The organism is Phyllobacterium sp. LjRoot231, from assembly GCF_964253365.1.
Classification (GTDB): Bacteria; Pseudomonadota; Alphaproteobacteria; order Rhizobiales; family Rhizobiaceae; genus Phyllobacterium.
In genome coordinates this window covers 3,938,286-3,954,698 of sequence record NZ_CAXUQT020000001.1, presented here as the reverse complement: position 1 = coordinate 3,954,698, position 16,413 = coordinate 3,938,286, and the positions used below count along the sequence as shown (strand labels likewise).

Below are 16,413 nucleotides of genomic sequence, written 5' to 3'. Positions count from 1 at the left end.
GCGCATGGCGCTCGTTACAACAACGGTGTGCAACTCGCGCTTTTCAGGAAAGCATCGACCTGTTCTTTCCAGGACTCGTCCGGCACGAAACTGCGCACGACGACAAAGCCCTCATCCATATCGGCTTCAATCAGCACGGAATTCTCTGCCGCGGCAGGCTTGGTCTTGTTGAGCTCGATCATCTGCAGCGGGGTCGCGATGACCAGATCGAGTTGGTCGGCAATCGCTGTGCGATCGTTGATCGAATAGATGTTTTCGCCCTGGCGGTTGTAAACGGAGATTGACCAGTAGGGTGTCGTGCCGACGCCGGTGACGTGGGCGGGAAGGTCCTCGATATCGAAACGGCAGGCCGCAGCCTGAAACAGCGGATCGAAGGCGAGCGGCACGGTGCCGGGCACGCCTTGCCGTGTCACGCTATGGAACTGCCAGTCATCGCCATAGGCGGAAATACGCGACCAAGCGTTGCGATCCGAATAGAAGGGTACGAGCAGGACAACGGCGATGTGAACAAGGCCGGCGCCGATGAGACCAAAGAGCAGGGCGCGAAAAAGCTTACCCATCGCAGCTGATCCTCGTGACCGCCGGGAATGTCATGTCGACGAGGCCCGAATTGCTGCCGACAGGCGTGTCATAGAGCGTCATCACCAGCACCATCCGTCCTGCGCCTGTCGTGGCCAGCCAGTTTCCCGGTTGAGCCTTGGGCGAAACGAGGATGACGAATTGGCCGTTCTCCTGGCGGAGTATTTGCCGCGAATGCAATGCGGGTAGCCTGTCCTTGCCCGGGTCAAGCGCGATCAGGGAGCGATCGGCAGCATAGAGCGTCCAGAAACGCGAGTTGGGGCTGTTGCCTTCGATCCTGTAGGAGCAGCGCCGGTCGAGCGTCTGTTTCTGATCATCACTATAGGCGTAGAAGGCGAGGCCTTCGGCGGACCCGAGCGGAAAGGCGCCTTCGCGGGCGGCCCGCGCTTTGGCATAAGGGTCTGACAGAGGCGTGCCGGCTTCCGGGTGCCCGGTCCATTGGCCAACAGTGAGGGCACCAAAGCCATCGAAACGGTTCACCGCATACCATGCGCTCAGCGTGCCTCCGCCGACGGCAATCACAAGTGCAATGAGGGCAAGGAAAACATTTCGAAGCATGTATGATGACTACACGGGAGCGATGGCGGGAAGCAAGGTCTGGCAGCGCGGCGGCGAATGCATCGTACGCTCGAGTCTTGCCATCTCTTTCATGGTGTCCATTTACTGCCCATTGCTGCCGGATCGTCCGTTCCTTCAGGCAGATCGTTGAATACCCTCGGCCGTTTGGTGGGATCCGCGGGATGAGTCATGGAATGAACGATCTCTTCTGATGATTGGATCACACCGACCTTTTCCAGACCCCGCAACATTCCGATCGTCGAAAGCAGATGCAGGTTGGGAGGCTTGCGGAAAAATCTGACCATCGGAATATCCGCATCTTCAAAAAGAATAATGACGGGGTCAGTGTCGCCGGCGTATTTTTCAAGGCCGTCACTCATAAAATCGGTGATTGCGACTTCCCCTGCATTCTTCCGCAACTTTCTCCCTTCGCGCCGTTTGATCCTCTCTTCGCGTCCGGTTTCTGTGATTTCGAGAATAAATGGCGGCCTGTTCTGGTCGATGAAATTCTTCACATCGCGATCCTTGGCAAAATGTTCGGGATCGCTCGTCATCTCGTCGTACACCGCATCAAGGACCACAATTGGCATCTCTAGTTTGAGAAGCAAGGGCAGCTGGTCGGCGACCCAGAGGCTGTTGAATGGACCGGCGTCAGGTATTATTACCGTGCAGCGCTTCATCCAGCGTCTTTCCAGAGACGCGCGAACGTGGCTGCCTGATTTTCGAGTTCATGATTCGGAAGAGCTGGAAGCGACAGACCTCTTTCGCCCAGGCCAATAAGTAGCTCGCTGTAATCCCGTAGCCCTGCAGCCTGCACGGCTTGATCCTTTGTCATTCTGCCCTCGACAAAAGCTACATAGGGATCATTCCCTTCAGGGATGCTCTCCGCCGCGGTAATCGCTTCAAGATGGTCGCGAATAATGGCAGTCACAGATGTCCGATGCATCGATGCATAAGTCTTTGCTTTACGGATCAGGCTCTCTGGCAGGTTAAACGTCGTATTCTTCAGCATTCAACTATCTCCAAAGCTTCTTCACATATATATGTGATTGAGGCTCTGATCAAGCTTGCTGGAATCAAAGCGCGGAGACTTTCGCGGGCAGGATTGGCAATTTGAGCTGCGGCGCGGCCTTCAACGCCTGGCCGATTTCTCGGATGGCCGCTGCGGTGGCACCAGATAGAACCCGTGGCCGCTCTTCCGCCTTTAACGCGTCATCGTCAACGGCGTCCGCCTCAGCCTTCGCCGCCGCAACCTTATCCTGCTTCGGCATGGCCGGATCGATGCCGGGAATGGCTTTGAGATCGATATTCTGATGCGCGTAATTCATCAGCCGCTGCCACGTCATTGCCGGAAGGATGCCGCCGGTCAATTCCTTGGTCGGTGTGAAATTGTCGTTGCCGAACCAGACGGCCGCCGTGTAATTGCCGGTGAAGCCGACGAACCATGCATCGCGATAGCTTTGAGTGGTGCCTGTCTTGCCCGCCGCGCGCGTCATCGGCAGGGCAGCGCGGCGGCCTGTGCCCCATTCCGGTACCTGCGACAGCATGATGTTCATGTTATTTGCAGCCGTGACGGAAAGAACCCGATGCGGCTTGACACCATCTTTCTTCCAGTCCCACAGGACGTCGCCATTCTGGCTCAAAATCTGCGTGAAGGGATGGCGCATGCCGGCGATACCGCCAGTCGCGAAGACGTTATAGCCGGTTGCCTGGTCCATGACGGTCATGCCCGATGTTCCCAGCACCATGGTCTTGTGCGAGCTGATTGGTGATTCAACGCCCATAGCCTTGGTCAACGCAACAATCGGTGCTGTGGTCAGAAAGTCTTTGGCGAGACGCACCGGTACTGTATTGATGGATTTGACCAGCGCCGTGGTGAGGTCGATCTTCCCCAGATATTGGCGCGAGTAATTCTGCGGTGACCAGTTGCCCCAGGAAACCGCTCCACCGGAGACCAGCGTCTTCGGGGTCATGCCCTTTTCCATGGCGGCAGCATAGACATAGGGCTTGAATGACGAGCCAGCCTGCCGCAGGGCGGCCGTGGCGCGGTTGAACTGGCTTTCGCCATAGTCGCGCCCACCAACGATGGCCCTGACGGCGCCGTTGTTTTCCAAGACGACGATGGCAGCCTGGGTGACGTGATATTCTTTGCCGAACTGGCGAAGGTGATATTCTGCCGACTCTTCCGCTGCCTTCTGGATACCCGTATCGAGCGTCGTGCGAACGACGAGCGTATGGGTCGGCATTTTCTGTGCGACCTTTTTTACCTCGTCAAAGGCCCAATCGAGGAAGTAATCCGGGCTTTCCGAGCGGCCGCGATCGACCACAGTTGCCGGATTGCGGCGCGCGCCGACCACTTGGCCTTCGGTCATCAACCCGCCTTGGACGAGATTGCTGAGCACCACGTTGGCGCGGGCACGTGCGGCGGGCAGGTTGACATGCGGTGCGTATTTCGCCGGCGCTTTGAACAGGCCCGCCAGCATCGCCGCCTCCGCCAGATTGACGTCTTTGATGCTCTTGCCAAAATAGAATTGCGCGGCGGCGGCTATACCGAATGTGCCGCCACCCATATAGGCGCGGTCGAGATATGTCTGCAGGATTTCCTTCTTGCTCAAATTGGATTCGAGCCAGAGCGCGAGGAAGGCCTCCTTGATCTTGCGGTCAAGGCTTCGCTCATTGGTGAGGAACAAGTTTTTCGCCAGCTGCTGGGTGATGGTCGAGCCGCCCTGGACAACGGAATTGGCGCGCAGGTTTTCCGTCATGGCGCGCGAAAGCCCGAGGAAATCAATGCCGAAATGGTCGAAGAAGCGCCGGTCTTCCGTTGCGAGAACCGCCTTGATGACATGGTCCGGCAACTCGTCAATGGGCACGGCGCTGCGATGCAGGATACCGCGCTGGCCGATCTCGTTGCCGTAGCGATCAAGGAAGGTCACGGCGAAATCGTCGCGTGTGCGCCAGTTCTTTTCCGTCTCGTGAAAGGCTGGAATGGCGAGCGTCAGCATAAGCACGGAACCGACCGTGCCCCAGGTGAACGCTTCGCCAAGGACTTCGAAAACCGCGCGCCGCCAGCCGGTCACATGGAAGCGGCGGAAGAAGATGGTGGTGTCTTCCCAGAATTCCGCGAGGCGAAACCGCAACTCGTAAAGGGTCGAATCGATCCAGGCGTCAAGACCGAGCAGCGGCGAGACCTTGAATCGCTGGCGTTCCTTGTCCGGCCGTGGCTCGTTCATCAAACTTCTTGCCTGCCCTGTCGTCAGCCATATCTTCCAGAGAAGAATATGGTGTAGCCGATTACGTTTAACAGCTTCTGAAGGTGGCTGTTGAAGCGTTTATTTTGGCCATTCATCCCACGGAAAGAGTAGCGCCTTTTCGCTTGCTACGACAGGGGCAACGCGACGTGAATTCCATATTCATTGAGGGCTGTGGCCCAAAAGTTTCTACTTGCAATTGATCTGATCCGATGGATTGGTGTCATTTTTGGGAAGTTTGGGGAGCAAAAGCATGTCCATTGAGCATTGGCTGGCATTCGTTGCAGCGTCGGCAATTCTTCTCGCCATTCCGGGTCCGACGATCCTTCTTGTCATATCCTATGCGCTTGGCCATGGCCGGCGCTTTGCTGCCGCGACAGTCGCGGGTGTCGCGCTCGGTGATTTCACCGCGATGACCGCCTCCATGCTCGGACTCGGCGCCTTGCTCGCGGCATCGGCAGCGATCTTCACCGTGTTGAAATGGGTCGGCGCCGCCTACCTCATCTATCTCGGCATCAAGCTCTGGCGCGCACCGATCACCAATCCGGAAACCGGGGAAATGCCGGAGAAGAACGAAAAGGCAGTGCGCATCTTCCTCCATGCCTACGTGGTGACTGCGCTCAACCCCAAGAGCATTATCTTCTTCGTGGCCTTCCTGCCGCAGTTCCTCGATACGACGCGCCCGATCTTCACGCAGATGGTGATCTTCGAAACGACCTTTCTGGTCCTCGCCACACTGAACGCCGGAACCTACGCCTTGATGGCTTCAATGGCACGCCAGACCATCCGCAAGCCCAAGGTCCAGCGTATCGTCAATCGGACAGGCGGATCGCTGATGATCGGGGCAGGGTTGTTGGCGCTCGGATGGAAGAAGGCTGCGGCTGCGTAGCTTATTGATGTTTGTCAAAACTGCTATATATTATATTTAAATATAACTTGGAGTTGCAATCGGAATGGGCCAGACAATTACATTAAGGAAGGTGGGCGGATCGACGATGCTCGCTCTACCAAAAACCGTTTTGGATATCCTCGACGTTTCGCCCAACGCCCAGGTGGATTTATCGATTGAAGGTGATACCGTCGTGATTGCCAAGCATAAGCCGCGTCGTTTGACTTTGGAAGAGCGCCTGGCAATGTGTGATTTCTCAGTGCCGATGACAGATGAGGAGCGCGAATGGCTCGATGCTCCCGCTGTGGGCAAAGAAATCATTTGATGGACAAGGGCGACATCTATCTCGTTGATCTCGATCCAACCATAGGACATGAACAGCGTGGAAAGCGCCGGGTGATGGTTGTATCCTCCGGCGTTGCGAACCGGCTTACAGGTCTTGCGATCATTGTTCCAGTAACGGGAGGGGGCGAATTCGCCCGCAACAGGGGCTTTGCGGTCAGCCTCACGGGTGCTGGCATGACGACAGATGGCGTTGTCTTGTGCAATCAGATGAGAACGATCGATCTTCGCGCTCGCGGAGGCAAGAAGCTTGAAAAAGCACCATCACATATTGTCGATGAAGTTGTTGCTGCTGTTGTATCGCTGTTCGAGTAAAGGATAATTTTCATAATAAGGAAAATAGTCCTTGACTGCGTTACGGTTGTCCTGTAGGTTTTAGTCATCGTCGGAAATGTGACTCCAATATCTCGCGGGCTGGCTCGGCGAGTGAAGCCGTTTTGGCTTCTATCTCAAGGACAATCCATGATAGTCAATTTTGCCGCCGCCATGCGCCGGCGAAGCGCATTTGCGTTGTGCCGCGAATATGGCGTATCCGCCGCCGAAATCGTGCCGCTGCTCGGACTGACCGAAGACCAGTTCCTGCGAGCACTCAGACGCGACGGTCTGTCGTATAGCGATATGCAACAGGGAAACCGGCAGTTGCGTCTTGCCCGGCGGATCATGGATCTGTTGAAAAAGGAACTGGATACGCTTTCCTCGCTGGATAAAGAAGCGTCGGGTAAGGCGAGGCTCGATGCCTTGGCACTCCTTGCCCGCACCATAGAACGCGTCAGCGATTTGCAGGAGCGCTTTCGTGAAGGGCAGGCGCAAACCATAGGCAGCCTGACTGCCGATGAGCTCCGCGCCGTCCTGAAACTGGTTGATGAAAGGATCGATGAACTTGCTGATAGCCGTGCAAGAGAACTGGTCCGGGAAGAATTTCAACGAAAGGGAATTGAAAGCGCTCGAACGGGAATGGATTTGCCGGGGAAGAACGACGCAGCAACCGCCGCGCAGTGAGTGGCAGACTTGGCTGATCCTCGGCGGGCGCGGTTCCGGCAAGACGCGCATGGGCGCGGAATGGGTCAACGGCATGGCCCCTCATCTCCCTCCATTTGCATCGAAAGGATCGTGCAATATCGCGCTGGTTGGTGAGACATTGGCAGATGTGCGCGAAGTGATGATCGACGGGCCATCGGGCATCATGTCGGTGTCTCGCGCTGAAAGGCCTCGTTACGAAATGACACGCCGCCGCCTTGTCTGGACGAGTGGTGCCACGGCGTCGATGTTTTCATCGGAAGACCCGGACAGCCTGCGCGGCCCGCAATTCGACGCCGCCTGGTGCGATGAGCTAGGATGCCCGGCTGCAGACAAGGGTCCCAATCAGCCGAACGTTTTTCCCGACATGAAATCGTCGGAGGGCGCATTTCCATATTACTCCGATCATGGACGCAGCGACCTTGCGCAAAACCGTTTCCTGCGCGCGCATTTCAACTATTGGAATAGTGGTAACTCCGGCGCGATGCTTGATCCGGATCGCCTCTACGTCTGGGCATGGGATACCCGTCCCTATCCGGAGTTTCCGCTGAACAGATCACTTTGGTCGGATGGTGAAAATTGGACGACGGGACACTGGCTAAACGGTCGGATCTCCGGAGTCGCGCTCGATGAATTGCTGACCGCAATCCTTGGCGATTTCGGCACGACCAATATTGATACCAGCCGCGTTGACGGTTTTGTCAGCGGCTATGTCATCGAAGAGCCAACCAGCGCCCGCTCGGCTGTCGAACCTCTGCTTGCACTGTACGGTGTGGATAGTCTCGAGAGCGGCAACAGCCTGGTTTTCCGGAGCACAGCACACATGGATGCCCAGGCGCCGCTCATCGAGGAGTTCGTGGAGCAGGATGAGGGCGGGCCGGTAACCTGGCGCATGCAGGAGCTGACGGATCAACCTGCGCGTATCGAAATGGCTTACCGTGATCCGATGCTGGACTACCAGGCGGCGATGAGTTTTGCCGAGCGCCTTGACGGCAAAGGCACCGAAAACATCGGACTCCCGGGCATGATCGACACGGCGCAGGCGAAATCGCTGGTTGAGGAAGCGTTGCAAACACGCCGGGCCGCGCGGCGCACCGCGTCGTTTGAAGTGCCCTGGAAGCAGGCTGCTCTGAAGCCGGGTGACAGGGTGAGGATTGCGGGAACAACCTCGGCGCCGGATTTCGTCGTGACCTCCATCGAAGACGGGGCGACACGCCGGGTCGAGGCCAGGGCCTTGCCGCAACATGTCCGCTATCCCGTTCGTGGCATGCTGCCGGTGCCTGCCGATGGCGGGAAATCCGCCGTTCGTGGGAGACCCTATTTCGAGCTTCTGGACCTTCCAACGTGGCCGGGCGTGGAAAAGCCGGTCGACCAGTTTCGTGTCGCAGCATTTGCCGACCCGTGGGGCGGGGTCAGTGTCTACGCGTCACCGGAGGCGGTGGATTTCAAGCCGAGAACGGCGCTCGCCAATCGTGCGGTGATGGGAGAACTGGTTGCGCCGCTGGTGGCTGGAGCGAGCGGCCGGGTGCTGAATGGGCAGACGCTCGATGTGCAGCTTTACTATGGCGAACTGAGTTCGGCCTCGTTATCGCAGATACTCAGTGGCGCAAACTCTGCGCTGGTTGGCACGGCCGACGGTAACTGGGAGGCACTGCAGTTTCTCAACGCCGAGGAAATACAAAGCGATGTGTGGCGATTGAACGGGCTGTTGCGCGGGCAGTGCGGTACCGAGCGCGAGGCTATGCAGCCAAGGGCCGCGGGAACACCGTTCATTTTGATGAACGATGCCGTTAGCCCGGCTGGATTGAAATCGGAGGAAACCGGTCTCGAACTTTCCTGGCGCGTTGGCGCTTCCGGAGAAGATTTCACCGATCAGTTCTTCAGCACCGTTGCACGGGCGGGCGGGTTGCGCGCCCTGCAGCCGCTCGAACCCGTGCAAATGCGGTCGCGGACCGGGTCGAACGGTGACGTTCACATCAATTGGATAAGGCGCGGGCGAATCGATGCCGACAGCTGGCTCGCACCCGATATTCCGCTTGGCGAAGAGCGTGAGGCTTACCGCGTTGAAATACGAAAGGATGAAAAACTGATTCGATCCGTCGATGTCGATAGTCCGGACTGGACCTATGGTGTTTCGCAGCGGCTGGGTGATCTCGGCAGCCTTGAGTCCGAAATCGACTTCAGCGTTGCGATGATCTCGGCTGTCGTGGGGCCGGGGAGGCCTATGCGCTGCAAACTAGCGGTCAAATGATTTTGAAAATAACTCCGTTTTGAAAAAGGAATTTATGATGACGAATGAAAAACCGTGGTTTCTGTCGAAGACTGTCTGGGCATCGATCGTGACTATCCTGCTCTCCTGTTCGAGCTTCTTCCACATATCGACCGATGGCATCGATCAAGGCTCGCTGACCGATACGATTATTGAGTTTGTGACCGCGCTCAGCGGTATTGTCGCACTTTTCGGTCGTGTCAGCGCTACAACGCTCATTACACGTAAAGAAATATGATGTTAAAAGGCGTGAACTTATGGCAATCCTGTCAGCCATATTACCAAACGTTCATGCATCGTTCAGACAGCAACCGATAATAATGACGCCATGATGAAACACCTCTCTATCTCCCTGCCCCTAGCGGGCCTGATCTCAGTCGCTGGCGTCTTCAGCGCCGGCACTGCCTTCGCCGCAGATTGTTCGTCTGTCGGGCAACGGGTGGCGGATTCGCAAGGTGGTACACTTGCGCGCGCTACTTCGGTTGTGCAGAACGGTAAAGAAGTCTGTGTCGTGGTCGTGCTTATTCCCGGCAAGGATGGCGAACGTCCGCGCCGCGTGGAAGTCGCCGTACCAGCAAACTGATCCATATACCGCCGGCAAGGGAAATTCTGGATGCGAATACTCGTCGTCGAAGATGACCGTGACCTCAACCGCCAGCTCGTCGATGCGTTGACCGATGCTGGCTATGTGGTCGACAAGGCTTCCGACGGCGAGGAGGGCCACTTTCTTGGCGATACCGAACCCTATGACGCGGTGGTCCTTGATATTGGCCTGCCGCAGATGGACGGGCTGACCGTACTTGAAAAATGGCGCCGGGACGGGCGGATCATGCCCGTGCTCTTGCTTACTGCGCGTGATCGCTGGAGCGACAAGGTTGCGGGCATCGATGCGGGAGCCGACGACTATGTTGCCAAGCCCTTCCATATCGAGGAAGTACTGGCACGATTGCGCGCCCTCATTCGCCGCGCTGCGGGTCATGCTTCGTCGGAAATCACCTGCGGCCCGCTGCGCCTCGATATCAAGACATCGAAGGCCACTGTCAACGGTACGGCGCTGAAGCTCACTTCGCATGAGTTCCGGCTGTTGTCCTATCTCATGCACCACATGGATGAGGTCGTATCGCGAACGGAACTGGTCGAGCACCTTTACGATCAGGATTTCGATCGGGATTCCAATACGATCGAAGTGTTCGTTGGCCGTTTGCGTAAGAAGATGGGTATGGATCTCATCGAAACGATCCGCGGGATGGGATATCGGATCAAGTTGCAGGACGGCAAAGTCTGATTGAGCCTGTCGAACTACGCACCGCATTTATGCATGGTTGAAGGAAGAAGGGACAACGCGTGAAAATCCCGCTGACCGGCTATCTTCCCAGCCTACGTTCCCTGTCGCTCCGCGTCATCATGCTTTCGACGCTGTGGACCATCATTTCCTTCGTAGCCATAGCCACCATCATTTCGACGATCTACGGCGAAGCGCGCCTGCAAAGCTTTAAGCAGCTGCTTTCGGCCCATCTTTTCAGCGTGATCGCTTCGGTCAGCGTCAATGACGGCACCCTTGCCGGACGTCCTGATCCGGGCGAAGTGCGCTATTCGAGCCCGCTTTCCGGTTGGTACTGGTCAGTTGAACCGGTCGCCGACAATCTGAAAGGGTCGCTCAAATCCGTCTCGCTTGGCGATTGGGAGATCGACTCCCCCTCGACCCTCAATGTTCCCTTCGATACGTCCTTTCAACGTTCCTACATCGAGCCAGGTCCGAACGGCCAGCAGCTCTCGGTTGTCGAAACCGAAGTTGTTCTCGATGCGGAAAATCGCGTTGCCAGGTTCAGGGTCATGGGGAATTTGAGCGAGGTCGAAGGCGAGATCGCTCATTTCCGCAATACGCTCTATTTCTATCTCGGCATATTCGGTCTTGGCGGAACGTTGATCAACGCCGCGGTCATTCTTTTCGGCCTCCGTCCGCTCGACCGCGTTCGCCGTTCGCTTGCCGATATTCGCGAGGGCAAGGTTTCACGCCTGGATGAACGTCTGCCCGACGAGATTGCACCGCTTGCCCGCGAAATGAACGCGCTGATCGAAAACAATCGCCGTATCATGGAGCGCTCGCGCACCCAGGTCGGCAATCTTGCGCACTCGCTTAAAACGCCGCTCTCCGTCCTGGTCAATGAAAGCCGGACTATCGGCGGGACGGACGGGCGCATCATTGCCGAGCAAACCAAGGCGATGCAGGTTCAGGTGCAGCATTATCTGCAGCGGGCACGGGTTGCCGCACAGCGCGATAGCGTTGTGTTTCGCGCCCTGGTTACCCCGATCCTCACCCGGCTGGTGCGTGTCACCACGAAACTCAATCCCGAAATGGACGTTCAATTCAACAATTACATGGACGACGCCATTTTTGCAGGTGAGCAGGAGGACCTTGAGGAGGTCGTCGGCAACCTTCTGGAAAATGCCGGAAAGTGGGGCCGCAGTGTTATCAGGCTTACGCTCGCGAAGGTGGATAGCGGGCTGGAGATCAGCGTCGAGGATGATGGTGCTGGCCTCGCTCCAGGGCAGATCAAGGATGCGCTGACGCGCGGCAAGCGGCTCGACGAGAGCAAGCCGGGTACGGGTCTCGGGCTTTCGATCGTCCACGATACGGTGCGCGAATATGGCGGTACGCTGCGGTTGGAGCGAAGCGCCGACCTCGGCGGTCTGGCCGCGCGGCTGACACTTCCGGTTGCGGGCAACTGAATCTAGCTTGCAAGCGAACGATTAATCAGGCCATAAAAGGCTATTGTAAAGGGCACCTTAAAACGGACCGATGATGAAATTCCATGTAGCTATTTCCCTGCTTGCTATCGTTGTTTTGGCTGGCTGTTCCACGACATCCGGTTCGAAAAGCAATGGTGGCAGTACGCTGAGCGGGCTCACGGGCGGGTCGAAACAGCCCGCCACAACGGGTGTTCTTGCAGCACTGGGCAATGGCTTGATCGGAAACAACCCCTCGCTGGATGCATCGGATCGCAAGCGCGCGCTGCAAGCCGAATATCAGGCGCTCGAATATTCTCCCGCCGGCAAAGTCGTAGAATGGAAGAACAGCAGCGGCAGCCATTCAGGCGAAGTCGTTGCGGCGCAGCCTTATCAGGTCGGTTCGCAAAACTGCCGCCAGTACACGCATACGGTGCGCATCGACGGTACACCGCAATCAGCACGTGGTACTGCTTGCCGGAACGAGGATGGCAGCTGGACACCGCTCACCTAGCATCCACCCTGATGGGCACCTGATGCGATTTTCTCCGCTTCCGGTGCTCACGGACCAAACGTCCGCTGCGCTCCGGTTCTCGAAAACCACACCATCTGCCTCATCAGGCTGAATGCTCAAAACGTTCACAGTGTTTGCGGCGAATTGCCCTATCAATTTAAATCCATTTGGATTTTAGGCGGGGGTGAGAGTATGTCTCAGCCATGATTTTCTGGATTTCTGCTGCTGTTCTGACCGTAGGCGCGACGCTGCTTGTGCTTTTGCCGTTGACGCGACGTGTCCAAGCCCCCGTGTCGGACAATCAATATGATGTCGAGGTTTATCGCGATCAGTTGCGCGAGCTCGATGCGGATGAAAAGCGCGGTCTGATCGACCCTGTCAGCAGTGAGCAGGCACGCGCCGAAATCGGTCGCCGTCTTCTCAAATCAGCCAGGGCCGTGGAGGACGACAAGGCGATTGTCCGGCCAAAGAAAAGCGCGACGCGCGAATGGCTCACACTCGCGACTGTCCTCGCCATCCCACTGATTTCGTGGGGTATTTACACCAAGATCGGTTCCCCGGATTTGCCAGCTCAGCCACTGGCGGAACGGCTTGCCAAGCCGGCGGACCAGAGTACGCCAGCGGAATTGATTGCACGCGCCGAAGCGCATCTCGCGCTCAATCCCGATGACGGGCAGGGCTGGGAAGTGCTTGCACCGATCTATCTGAGGCTTGGCCGCCCGGCCGATGCCGTCACCGCCTATCAACACGCGATCCGGCTCAATGGCGACAGTGCAGTGCGCCAACTCGGGCTAGGCCAGGCGATGTCCGCCGCTGCCGATGGCAAGATTACTCCCGAAGCGGAAGCGGTGTTCAAGCATGCTCTTGAACTCGACCCGAAGGATATGCGGCCGCAATTCTATATTATCGATGGCTGGATGCAGCAGGGCCGCCTGCCAGAGGCGCGGGACCTGATCCGCAAGCTCTTGGCGGAAGCGCCTGCGGATGTTCCGTGGCGCGATCAGGCGCAGGCAGCCTTGACGAGGCTCGATCATGAGATCGCCGGTGATGCGCCGGACGTCAGCGATGTCGAGAAAACCGGGCCGGACGCCTCGCAGGTCGAAGCCGCGGCGGGCATGAATAATCAGGACCGCGCCGCGATGATCGAAGGCATGGTTGCGAACCTTGCCGAAAAATTGAAACAATCGCCTGATGATATCGAAGGCTGGGAAAGGCTCGTCCGATCCTATGTGGTTCTCAACCGGCCCAATGATGCGTTGGAAGCGCTGGGCCGGGCGAGAAAGGTGCTGAGTGCAGACAAGCTTGCGCGGCTCGATGCGGTGGCAAACGAGCTTGGCCTTGCCGACGAACCGGACCAACCGGAGAATAATTGATGACGCGCAAACAGAAGCGGCTTTCGGTGATCGGGGGAGGGCTGTTCGTCCTGGCGGTTGCAGCGGCGCTGGTGCTATTCGCGCTGCAGCAGAAGATCGCATTCTTTCGCATGCCGTCTGACATTCAGGCATCCGATGTTGAATCGGAGTCGCGCTTCCGCCTCGGCGGTCTGGTCGAAAAGGGCAGCGTTGTGCGTGGCGACGGCTCGAAGATCAGTTTTTCCGTCACGGACCATGTCAAAAGCGTTCCCGTGACCTATGATGGCATCCTGCCGGATCTTTTCCGCGAAGATCAGGGCGTCGTTATCGAAGGCAGGTTCATGCCCGGCGGCGCATTCGTTGCCGACAGTGTGCTCGCCAAGCATGATGAGAACTATATGCCGAAGGAAGTTGCCGATAGTCTGAAAGCCAAGGGTGTCTGGCAGGGAGAGAGCAAGCAATGACCGTCGAACTCGGACATTTCGCGCTGGTGCTGGCGTTGGCGCTCTCCATCGTCCAAGCGGTGTTGCCTGTGCTCGGCGCGCGCCGTAACGATGACCGCATGATGGCTGTTGCGGTGCCTGCCTCATTCACTGTGTTTGCCCTGATTGCCCTGTCTTTTGCGGCGCTTACATCCGCGCATGTCCTTTCCGACTTTTCCGTGCAGAACGTCTTTGAAAACTCGCACTCGCAAAAGCCGCTGCTCTACAAGTTCACGGGTGTCTGGGGCAATCATGAAGGCTCAATGCTGCTCTGGGTGCTGATCTTGAGCTTTTTCACGGCGCTGGTTGCCTTCTTCGGCAATAATCTGCCGCCTGCATTGAAAGCCAATGTCCTTGGCGTTCAGGCCTGGATCGGCAGTGCCTTCCTCCTGTTCATCGTCGCGACATCCAATCCGTTTGCCCGCCTCAATCCAGCGCCTATCGAAGGGCAGGATCTCAACCCGATCCTGCAGGATATCGGCCTCGCCATTCATCCGCCCATGCTCTATCTCGGCTATGTCGGCTTCTCGGTCTGCTTCTCCTTTGCGGTTGCCGCGCTGATCGACGGCCGCATCGATGCCGCATGGGCCCGCTGGGTGCGGCCTTGGACCTTGACGGCATGGATATTCCTGACCGGCGGCATCGCCATGGGTTCCTACTGGGCATACTACGAGCTTGGCTGGGGGGGCTGGTGGTTCTGGGATCCGGTCGAAAACGCGTCCTTTATGCCATGGCTCGCCGGTACTGCGCTGCTGCATTCGGCGCTGGTCATGGAAAAGCGCTCGGCGTTGAAAATCTGGACCGTGCTGCTTGCCATCCTGACCTTCTCGCTGTCGCTGCTCGGCACATTCCTTGTACGCTCGGGCGTGCTGACCTCGGTGCATACATTCGCCACCGATCCGGGGCGCGGCCTGTTCATCCTCGCCATTCTCGTCCTGTTCATTGGTGGATCGCTGGCGCTGTTCGCCTGGCGGGCACAGACGCTGGCGCCTGGCGGGCTTTTCCAGCCGATCTCGCGCGAAGGGGCGCTCGTCTTCAACAATCTGTTCCTGACCACTGCCGCCGCCACGGTGCTGATTGGCACGCTCTACCCTCTGCTGCTGGAATCGCTGACCGGCGAGAAGATTTCCGTCGGCGCACCGTTCTTCAATCTGACCTTCGGTCCGCTGATGATCCCGCTGCTTGCGGCCGTCCCGTTCGGGCCGCTGCTGGCATGGAAGCGCGGCGATATTCTCGCCGTGGCGCAACGATTGATGACGGCCTTTTTCATTGCGCTGCTTGTTGTGGCATTCGTGCTTTACAAGACTTCGGCGTCCGGCGTGCTCGCGGCCTTCGGTATCGGACTTGCCGTCTGGCTCATGCTGGGTGCGGTGACCGATATTTCGCTCAAGGCCGGCGTTGGCAAAACTTCTCTAGGCTCGATGGCACAGCGTATCATGGGCCTGCCGCGCTCCGTATTTGGAACCGCATTTGCGCATTTCGGCCTCGGCGTCACCCTTCTCGGCATCGTCGCCACGACGACTTTTGCCACCGAAAGCGTGCTGGTGATGAAGCCGGGCGACGGCATCAGGGCGGGCGGGTATACGCTGCGTTTCGACCGCGTCGACACGGTCAAGGGCTCGAACTACATGGAGGATCAGGGCAGGTTCACCATTATGAACGATGCCGGCCAACCCGTAACCGATCTCACCTCTGCAAAGCGCTTTTTCCCGGTTCGCAAGATGCAGACGACCGAGGCCGGCATCAAGACGTTCCTGTTCAGCCAGCTTTATGTTTCGCTCGGCGATGCGGCCAAGGATGGCGGTATCGTGGTGAGGATCTGGTGGAAACCGCTGGTGACGCTGATCTGGCTAGGCGGCGTGGTGATGATGATTGGCGGCGGCATGTCGCTGCTCGACCGGCGCCTGCGCATTGGCGCACCGAGCAGGGCCAAGCCGCGACCAGCGCGAGCCGTCGCATGAGACGCCTTATCTCAGCTCTGGCTCTTGGATTGGCGCTTTGCTTCGCCGCGAGCGGTGCGCAAGCTCTTTCGCCCGATGAAATGCTGTCCAATCCGGTGCTGGAAAAGCGCGCACGGACCATTTCCGCCGAATTGCGCTGCATGGTGTGCCAGAACGAATCCATCGACGACTCCAACGCCGATCTCGCCCGGGATTTGCGCGTGCTGGTGCGTGAAAGGCTGGTTGCCGGCGATACGGACGAACAGGTGCTGGAGTTTCTCGTTGCGCGCTACGGCGAATTCGTCCTGCTCAGACCGCGGCTGCAGATGAGTACGCTGTTGCTCTGGGGCTTTCCTATTGCAGTTTTGCTCGCTGGTGGCGTCGCGATCGTCCTTTCGATCCGGCGCCGCCGTGCTAGTCCTGTTGAAGCCGCGCCTCTTTCCGAGAGCGAGAAGAAGCAACTCAAAAAACTCGTCGGCGCATCCGGCGATTGAGG

Annotated in this window: 19 protein-coding genes; 14 read left to right on the top strand and 5 right to left on the bottom strand. The window is 57.9% G+C overall.

The window, feature by feature from the left end; all coding sequences use genetic code 11:
• Positions 1-14: 14 nt before the first annotated feature.
• The 5 genes from ACSQ3H_RS19760 to ACSQ3H_RS19740 all read right to left on the bottom strand — a co-directional run bounded on the left by ACSQ3H_RS19760 (position 15) and on the right by ACSQ3H_RS19740 (position 4,367).
• On the bottom strand, positions 15-560 hold the full coding sequence (locus ACSQ3H_RS19760) for a DUF1254 domain-containing protein (protein WP_436118613.1): 546 nt from the start codon (positions 558-560) through the stop codon (positions 15-17).
• Entirely contained in the window at positions 553-1,137 is a 585-nt protein-coding gene (locus ACSQ3H_RS19755; RefSeq protein WP_436118612.1) for a DUF1214 domain-containing protein, read from the bottom strand. Before ACSQ3H_RS19755 ends, ACSQ3H_RS19760 begins: the two co-directional genes overlap by 8 nt.
• 89 nt (positions 1,138-1,226) lie before the next feature.
• Positions 1,227-1,652: a hypothetical protein gene (locus tag ACSQ3H_RS19750; protein ID WP_436118611.1), complete on the bottom strand. Its 426-nt coding sequence runs from the start codon at positions 1,650-1,652 to the stop codon at positions 1,227-1,229.
• Positions 1,653-1,813: 161 nt separating this feature from the next.
• Positions 1,814-2,149 (bottom strand): DUF6364 family protein, encoded by a 336-nt coding sequence (locus ACSQ3H_RS19745; protein WP_436118610.1) that lies wholly within the window; start codon positions 2,147-2,149, stop codon positions 1,814-1,816.
• 64 nt (positions 2,150-2,213) lie between these two features.
• On the bottom strand, positions 2,214-4,367 hold the full coding sequence (locus tag ACSQ3H_RS19740; protein WP_436118609.1) for a transglycosylase domain-containing protein: 2,154 nt from the start codon (positions 4,365-4,367) through the stop codon (positions 2,214-2,216).
• Between the two features lie 271 nt (positions 4,368-4,638).
• Here ACSQ3H_RS19740 and ACSQ3H_RS19735 point away from each other — a divergent pair, with 271 nt between their 5' ends.
• From ACSQ3H_RS19735 to ACSQ3H_RS19670, 14 genes are all read left to right on the top strand, one after another.
• Positions 4,639-5,274 carry a LysE family translocator gene (locus ACSQ3H_RS19735; protein WP_436118608.1) on the top strand — a complete coding sequence of 212 codons (636 nt, stop codon included), beginning with the start codon at positions 4,639-4,641 and terminating at the stop codon, positions 5,272-5,274.
• A 64-nt stretch (positions 5,275-5,338) separates the two neighbouring features.
• The gene (locus ACSQ3H_RS19730) at positions 5,339-5,599 is read left to right on the top strand and encodes an AbrB/MazE/SpoVT family DNA-binding domain-containing protein (protein WP_436118607.1); all 261 of its coding nucleotides are present in this window, start codon (positions 5,339-5,341) and stop codon (positions 5,597-5,599) included.
• Entirely contained in the window at positions 5,599-5,931 is a 333-nt protein-coding gene (locus ACSQ3H_RS19725) for a type II toxin-antitoxin system PemK/MazF family toxin (RefSeq protein WP_436118606.1), read from the top strand. The genes ACSQ3H_RS19730 and ACSQ3H_RS19725 overlap by 1 nt, the downstream gene beginning before the upstream one ends.
• A 147-nt stretch (positions 5,932-6,078) precedes the next feature.
• A complete protein-coding gene (locus ACSQ3H_RS19720; RefSeq protein ID WP_436118605.1) occupies positions 6,079-6,615 on the top strand; it encodes a hypothetical protein in 537 nt (178 codons plus the stop codon).
• Positions 6,497-8,884 carry a phage tail protein gene (locus tag ACSQ3H_RS19715; protein WP_436119503.1) on the top strand — a complete coding sequence of 796 codons (2,388 nt, stop codon included), beginning with the start codon at positions 6,497-6,499 and terminating at the stop codon, positions 8,882-8,884. The genes ACSQ3H_RS19720 and ACSQ3H_RS19715 overlap by 119 nt, the downstream gene beginning before the upstream one ends.
• Before the next feature lie 34 nt (positions 8,885-8,918).
• Positions 8,919-9,140, top strand: coding sequence for a hypothetical protein (locus tag ACSQ3H_RS19710; RefSeq protein WP_436118604.1), 222 nt, complete (start codon positions 8,919-8,921; stop codon positions 9,138-9,140).
• 90 nt (positions 9,141-9,230) lie between these two features.
• Positions 9,231-9,485 (top strand): hypothetical protein, encoded by a 255-nt coding sequence (locus ACSQ3H_RS19705; RefSeq protein WP_436118603.1) that lies wholly within the window; start codon positions 9,231-9,233, stop codon positions 9,483-9,485.
• Between the two features lie 30 nt (positions 9,486-9,515).
• A complete protein-coding gene (locus ACSQ3H_RS19700; protein WP_436118602.1) occupies positions 9,516-10,187 on the top strand; it encodes a response regulator transcription factor in 672 nt (223 codons plus the stop codon).
• 143 nt (positions 10,188-10,330) lie between these two features.
• Positions 10,331-11,632: an ATP-binding protein gene (locus tag ACSQ3H_RS19695; RefSeq protein ID WP_436119502.1), complete on the top strand. Its 1,302-nt coding sequence runs from the start codon at positions 10,331-10,333 to the stop codon at positions 11,630-11,632.
• A gap of 73 nt (positions 11,633-11,705) precedes the next feature.
• Entirely contained in the window at positions 11,706-12,143 is a 438-nt protein-coding gene (locus ACSQ3H_RS19690) for a hypothetical protein (RefSeq protein WP_436119501.1), read from the top strand.
• A 203-nt stretch (positions 12,144-12,346) separates the two neighbouring features.
• Positions 12,347-13,516, top strand: coding sequence for a c-type cytochrome biogenesis protein CcmI (gene ccmI, locus ACSQ3H_RS19685; RefSeq protein WP_436118601.1), 1,170 nt, complete (start codon positions 12,347-12,349; stop codon positions 13,514-13,516).
• A complete protein-coding gene (ccmE, locus tag ACSQ3H_RS19680) occupies positions 13,516-13,959 on the top strand; it encodes a cytochrome c maturation protein CcmE (protein ID WP_436118600.1) in 444 nt (147 codons plus the stop codon). Before ccmI ends, ccmE begins: the two co-directional genes overlap by 1 nt.
• Complete coding sequence (locus tag ACSQ3H_RS19675; RefSeq protein WP_436118599.1) at positions 13,956-15,938, top strand: heme lyase CcmF/NrfE family subunit; 1,983 nt, start codon at positions 13,956-13,958, stop codon at positions 15,936-15,938. The genes ccmE and ACSQ3H_RS19675 overlap by 4 nt, the downstream gene beginning before the upstream one ends.
• A complete protein-coding gene (locus tag ACSQ3H_RS19670; protein WP_436118598.1) occupies positions 15,935-16,411 on the top strand; it encodes a cytochrome c-type biogenesis protein in 477 nt (158 codons plus the stop codon). The genes ACSQ3H_RS19675 and ACSQ3H_RS19670 overlap by 4 nt, the downstream gene beginning before the upstream one ends.
• Positions 16,412-16,413 lie beyond the last annotated feature (2 nt).

What these genes read in the sequence shown, in the direction of transcription:
- ACSQ3H_RS19690 (WP_436119501.1), top strand. Translation starts at nt 11,706, where the DNA reads ATGAAATTCCATGTAGCTATTTCCCTGCTTGCTATCGTTGTTTTGGCT.
- ACSQ3H_RS19720 (WP_436118605.1), top strand. Translation starts at nt 6,079, where the DNA reads ATGATAGTCAATTTTGCCGCCGCCATGCGCCGGCGAAGCGCATTTGCG.
- ACSQ3H_RS19745 (WP_436118610.1), bottom strand. Translation starts at nt 2,149, where the DNA reads ATGCTGAAGAATACGACGTTTAACCTGCCAGAGAGCCTGATCCGTAAA.
- ACSQ3H_RS19670 (WP_436118598.1), top strand. Translation starts at nt 15,935, where the DNA reads ATGAGACGCCTTATCTCAGCTCTGGCTCTTGGATTGGCGCTTTGCTTC.
- ACSQ3H_RS19755 (WP_436118612.1), bottom strand. Translation starts at nt 1,137, where the DNA reads ATGCTTCGAAATGTTTTCCTTGCCCTCATTGCACTTGTGATTGCCGTC.
- ccmI (WP_436118601.1), top strand. Translation starts at nt 12,347, where the DNA reads ATGATTTTCTGGATTTCTGCTGCTGTTCTGACCGTAGGCGCGACGCTG.
- ACSQ3H_RS19725 (WP_436118606.1), top strand. Translation starts at nt 5,599, where the DNA reads ATGGACAAGGGCGACATCTATCTCGTTGATCTCGATCCAACCATAGGA.
- ACSQ3H_RS19730 (WP_436118607.1), top strand. Translation starts at nt 5,339, where the DNA reads ATGGGCCAGACAATTACATTAAGGAAGGTGGGCGGATCGACGATGCTC.
- ACSQ3H_RS19740 (WP_436118609.1), bottom strand. Translation starts at nt 4,367, where the DNA reads ATGAACGAGCCACGGCCGGACAAGGAACGCCAGCGATTCAAGGTCTCG.
- ACSQ3H_RS19710 (WP_436118604.1), top strand. Translation starts at nt 8,919, where the DNA reads ATGATGACGAATGAAAAACCGTGGTTTCTGTCGAAGACTGTCTGGGCA.
- ACSQ3H_RS19760 (WP_436118613.1), bottom strand. Translation starts at nt 560, where the DNA reads ATGGGTAAGCTTTTTCGCGCCCTGCTCTTTGGTCTCATCGGCGCCGGC.
- ACSQ3H_RS19675 (WP_436118599.1), top strand. Translation starts at nt 13,956, where the DNA reads ATGACCGTCGAACTCGGACATTTCGCGCTGGTGCTGGCGTTGGCGCTC.
- ACSQ3H_RS19735 (WP_436118608.1), top strand. Translation starts at nt 4,639, where the DNA reads ATGTCCATTGAGCATTGGCTGGCATTCGTTGCAGCGTCGGCAATTCTT.
- ccmE (WP_436118600.1), top strand. Translation starts at nt 13,516, where the DNA reads ATGACGCGCAAACAGAAGCGGCTTTCGGTGATCGGGGGAGGGCTGTTC.
- ACSQ3H_RS19700 (WP_436118602.1), top strand. Translation starts at nt 9,516, where the DNA reads ATGCGAATACTCGTCGTCGAAGATGACCGTGACCTCAACCGCCAGCTC.
- ACSQ3H_RS19705 (WP_436118603.1), top strand. Translation starts at nt 9,231, where the DNA reads ATGATGAAACACCTCTCTATCTCCCTGCCCCTAGCGGGCCTGATCTCA.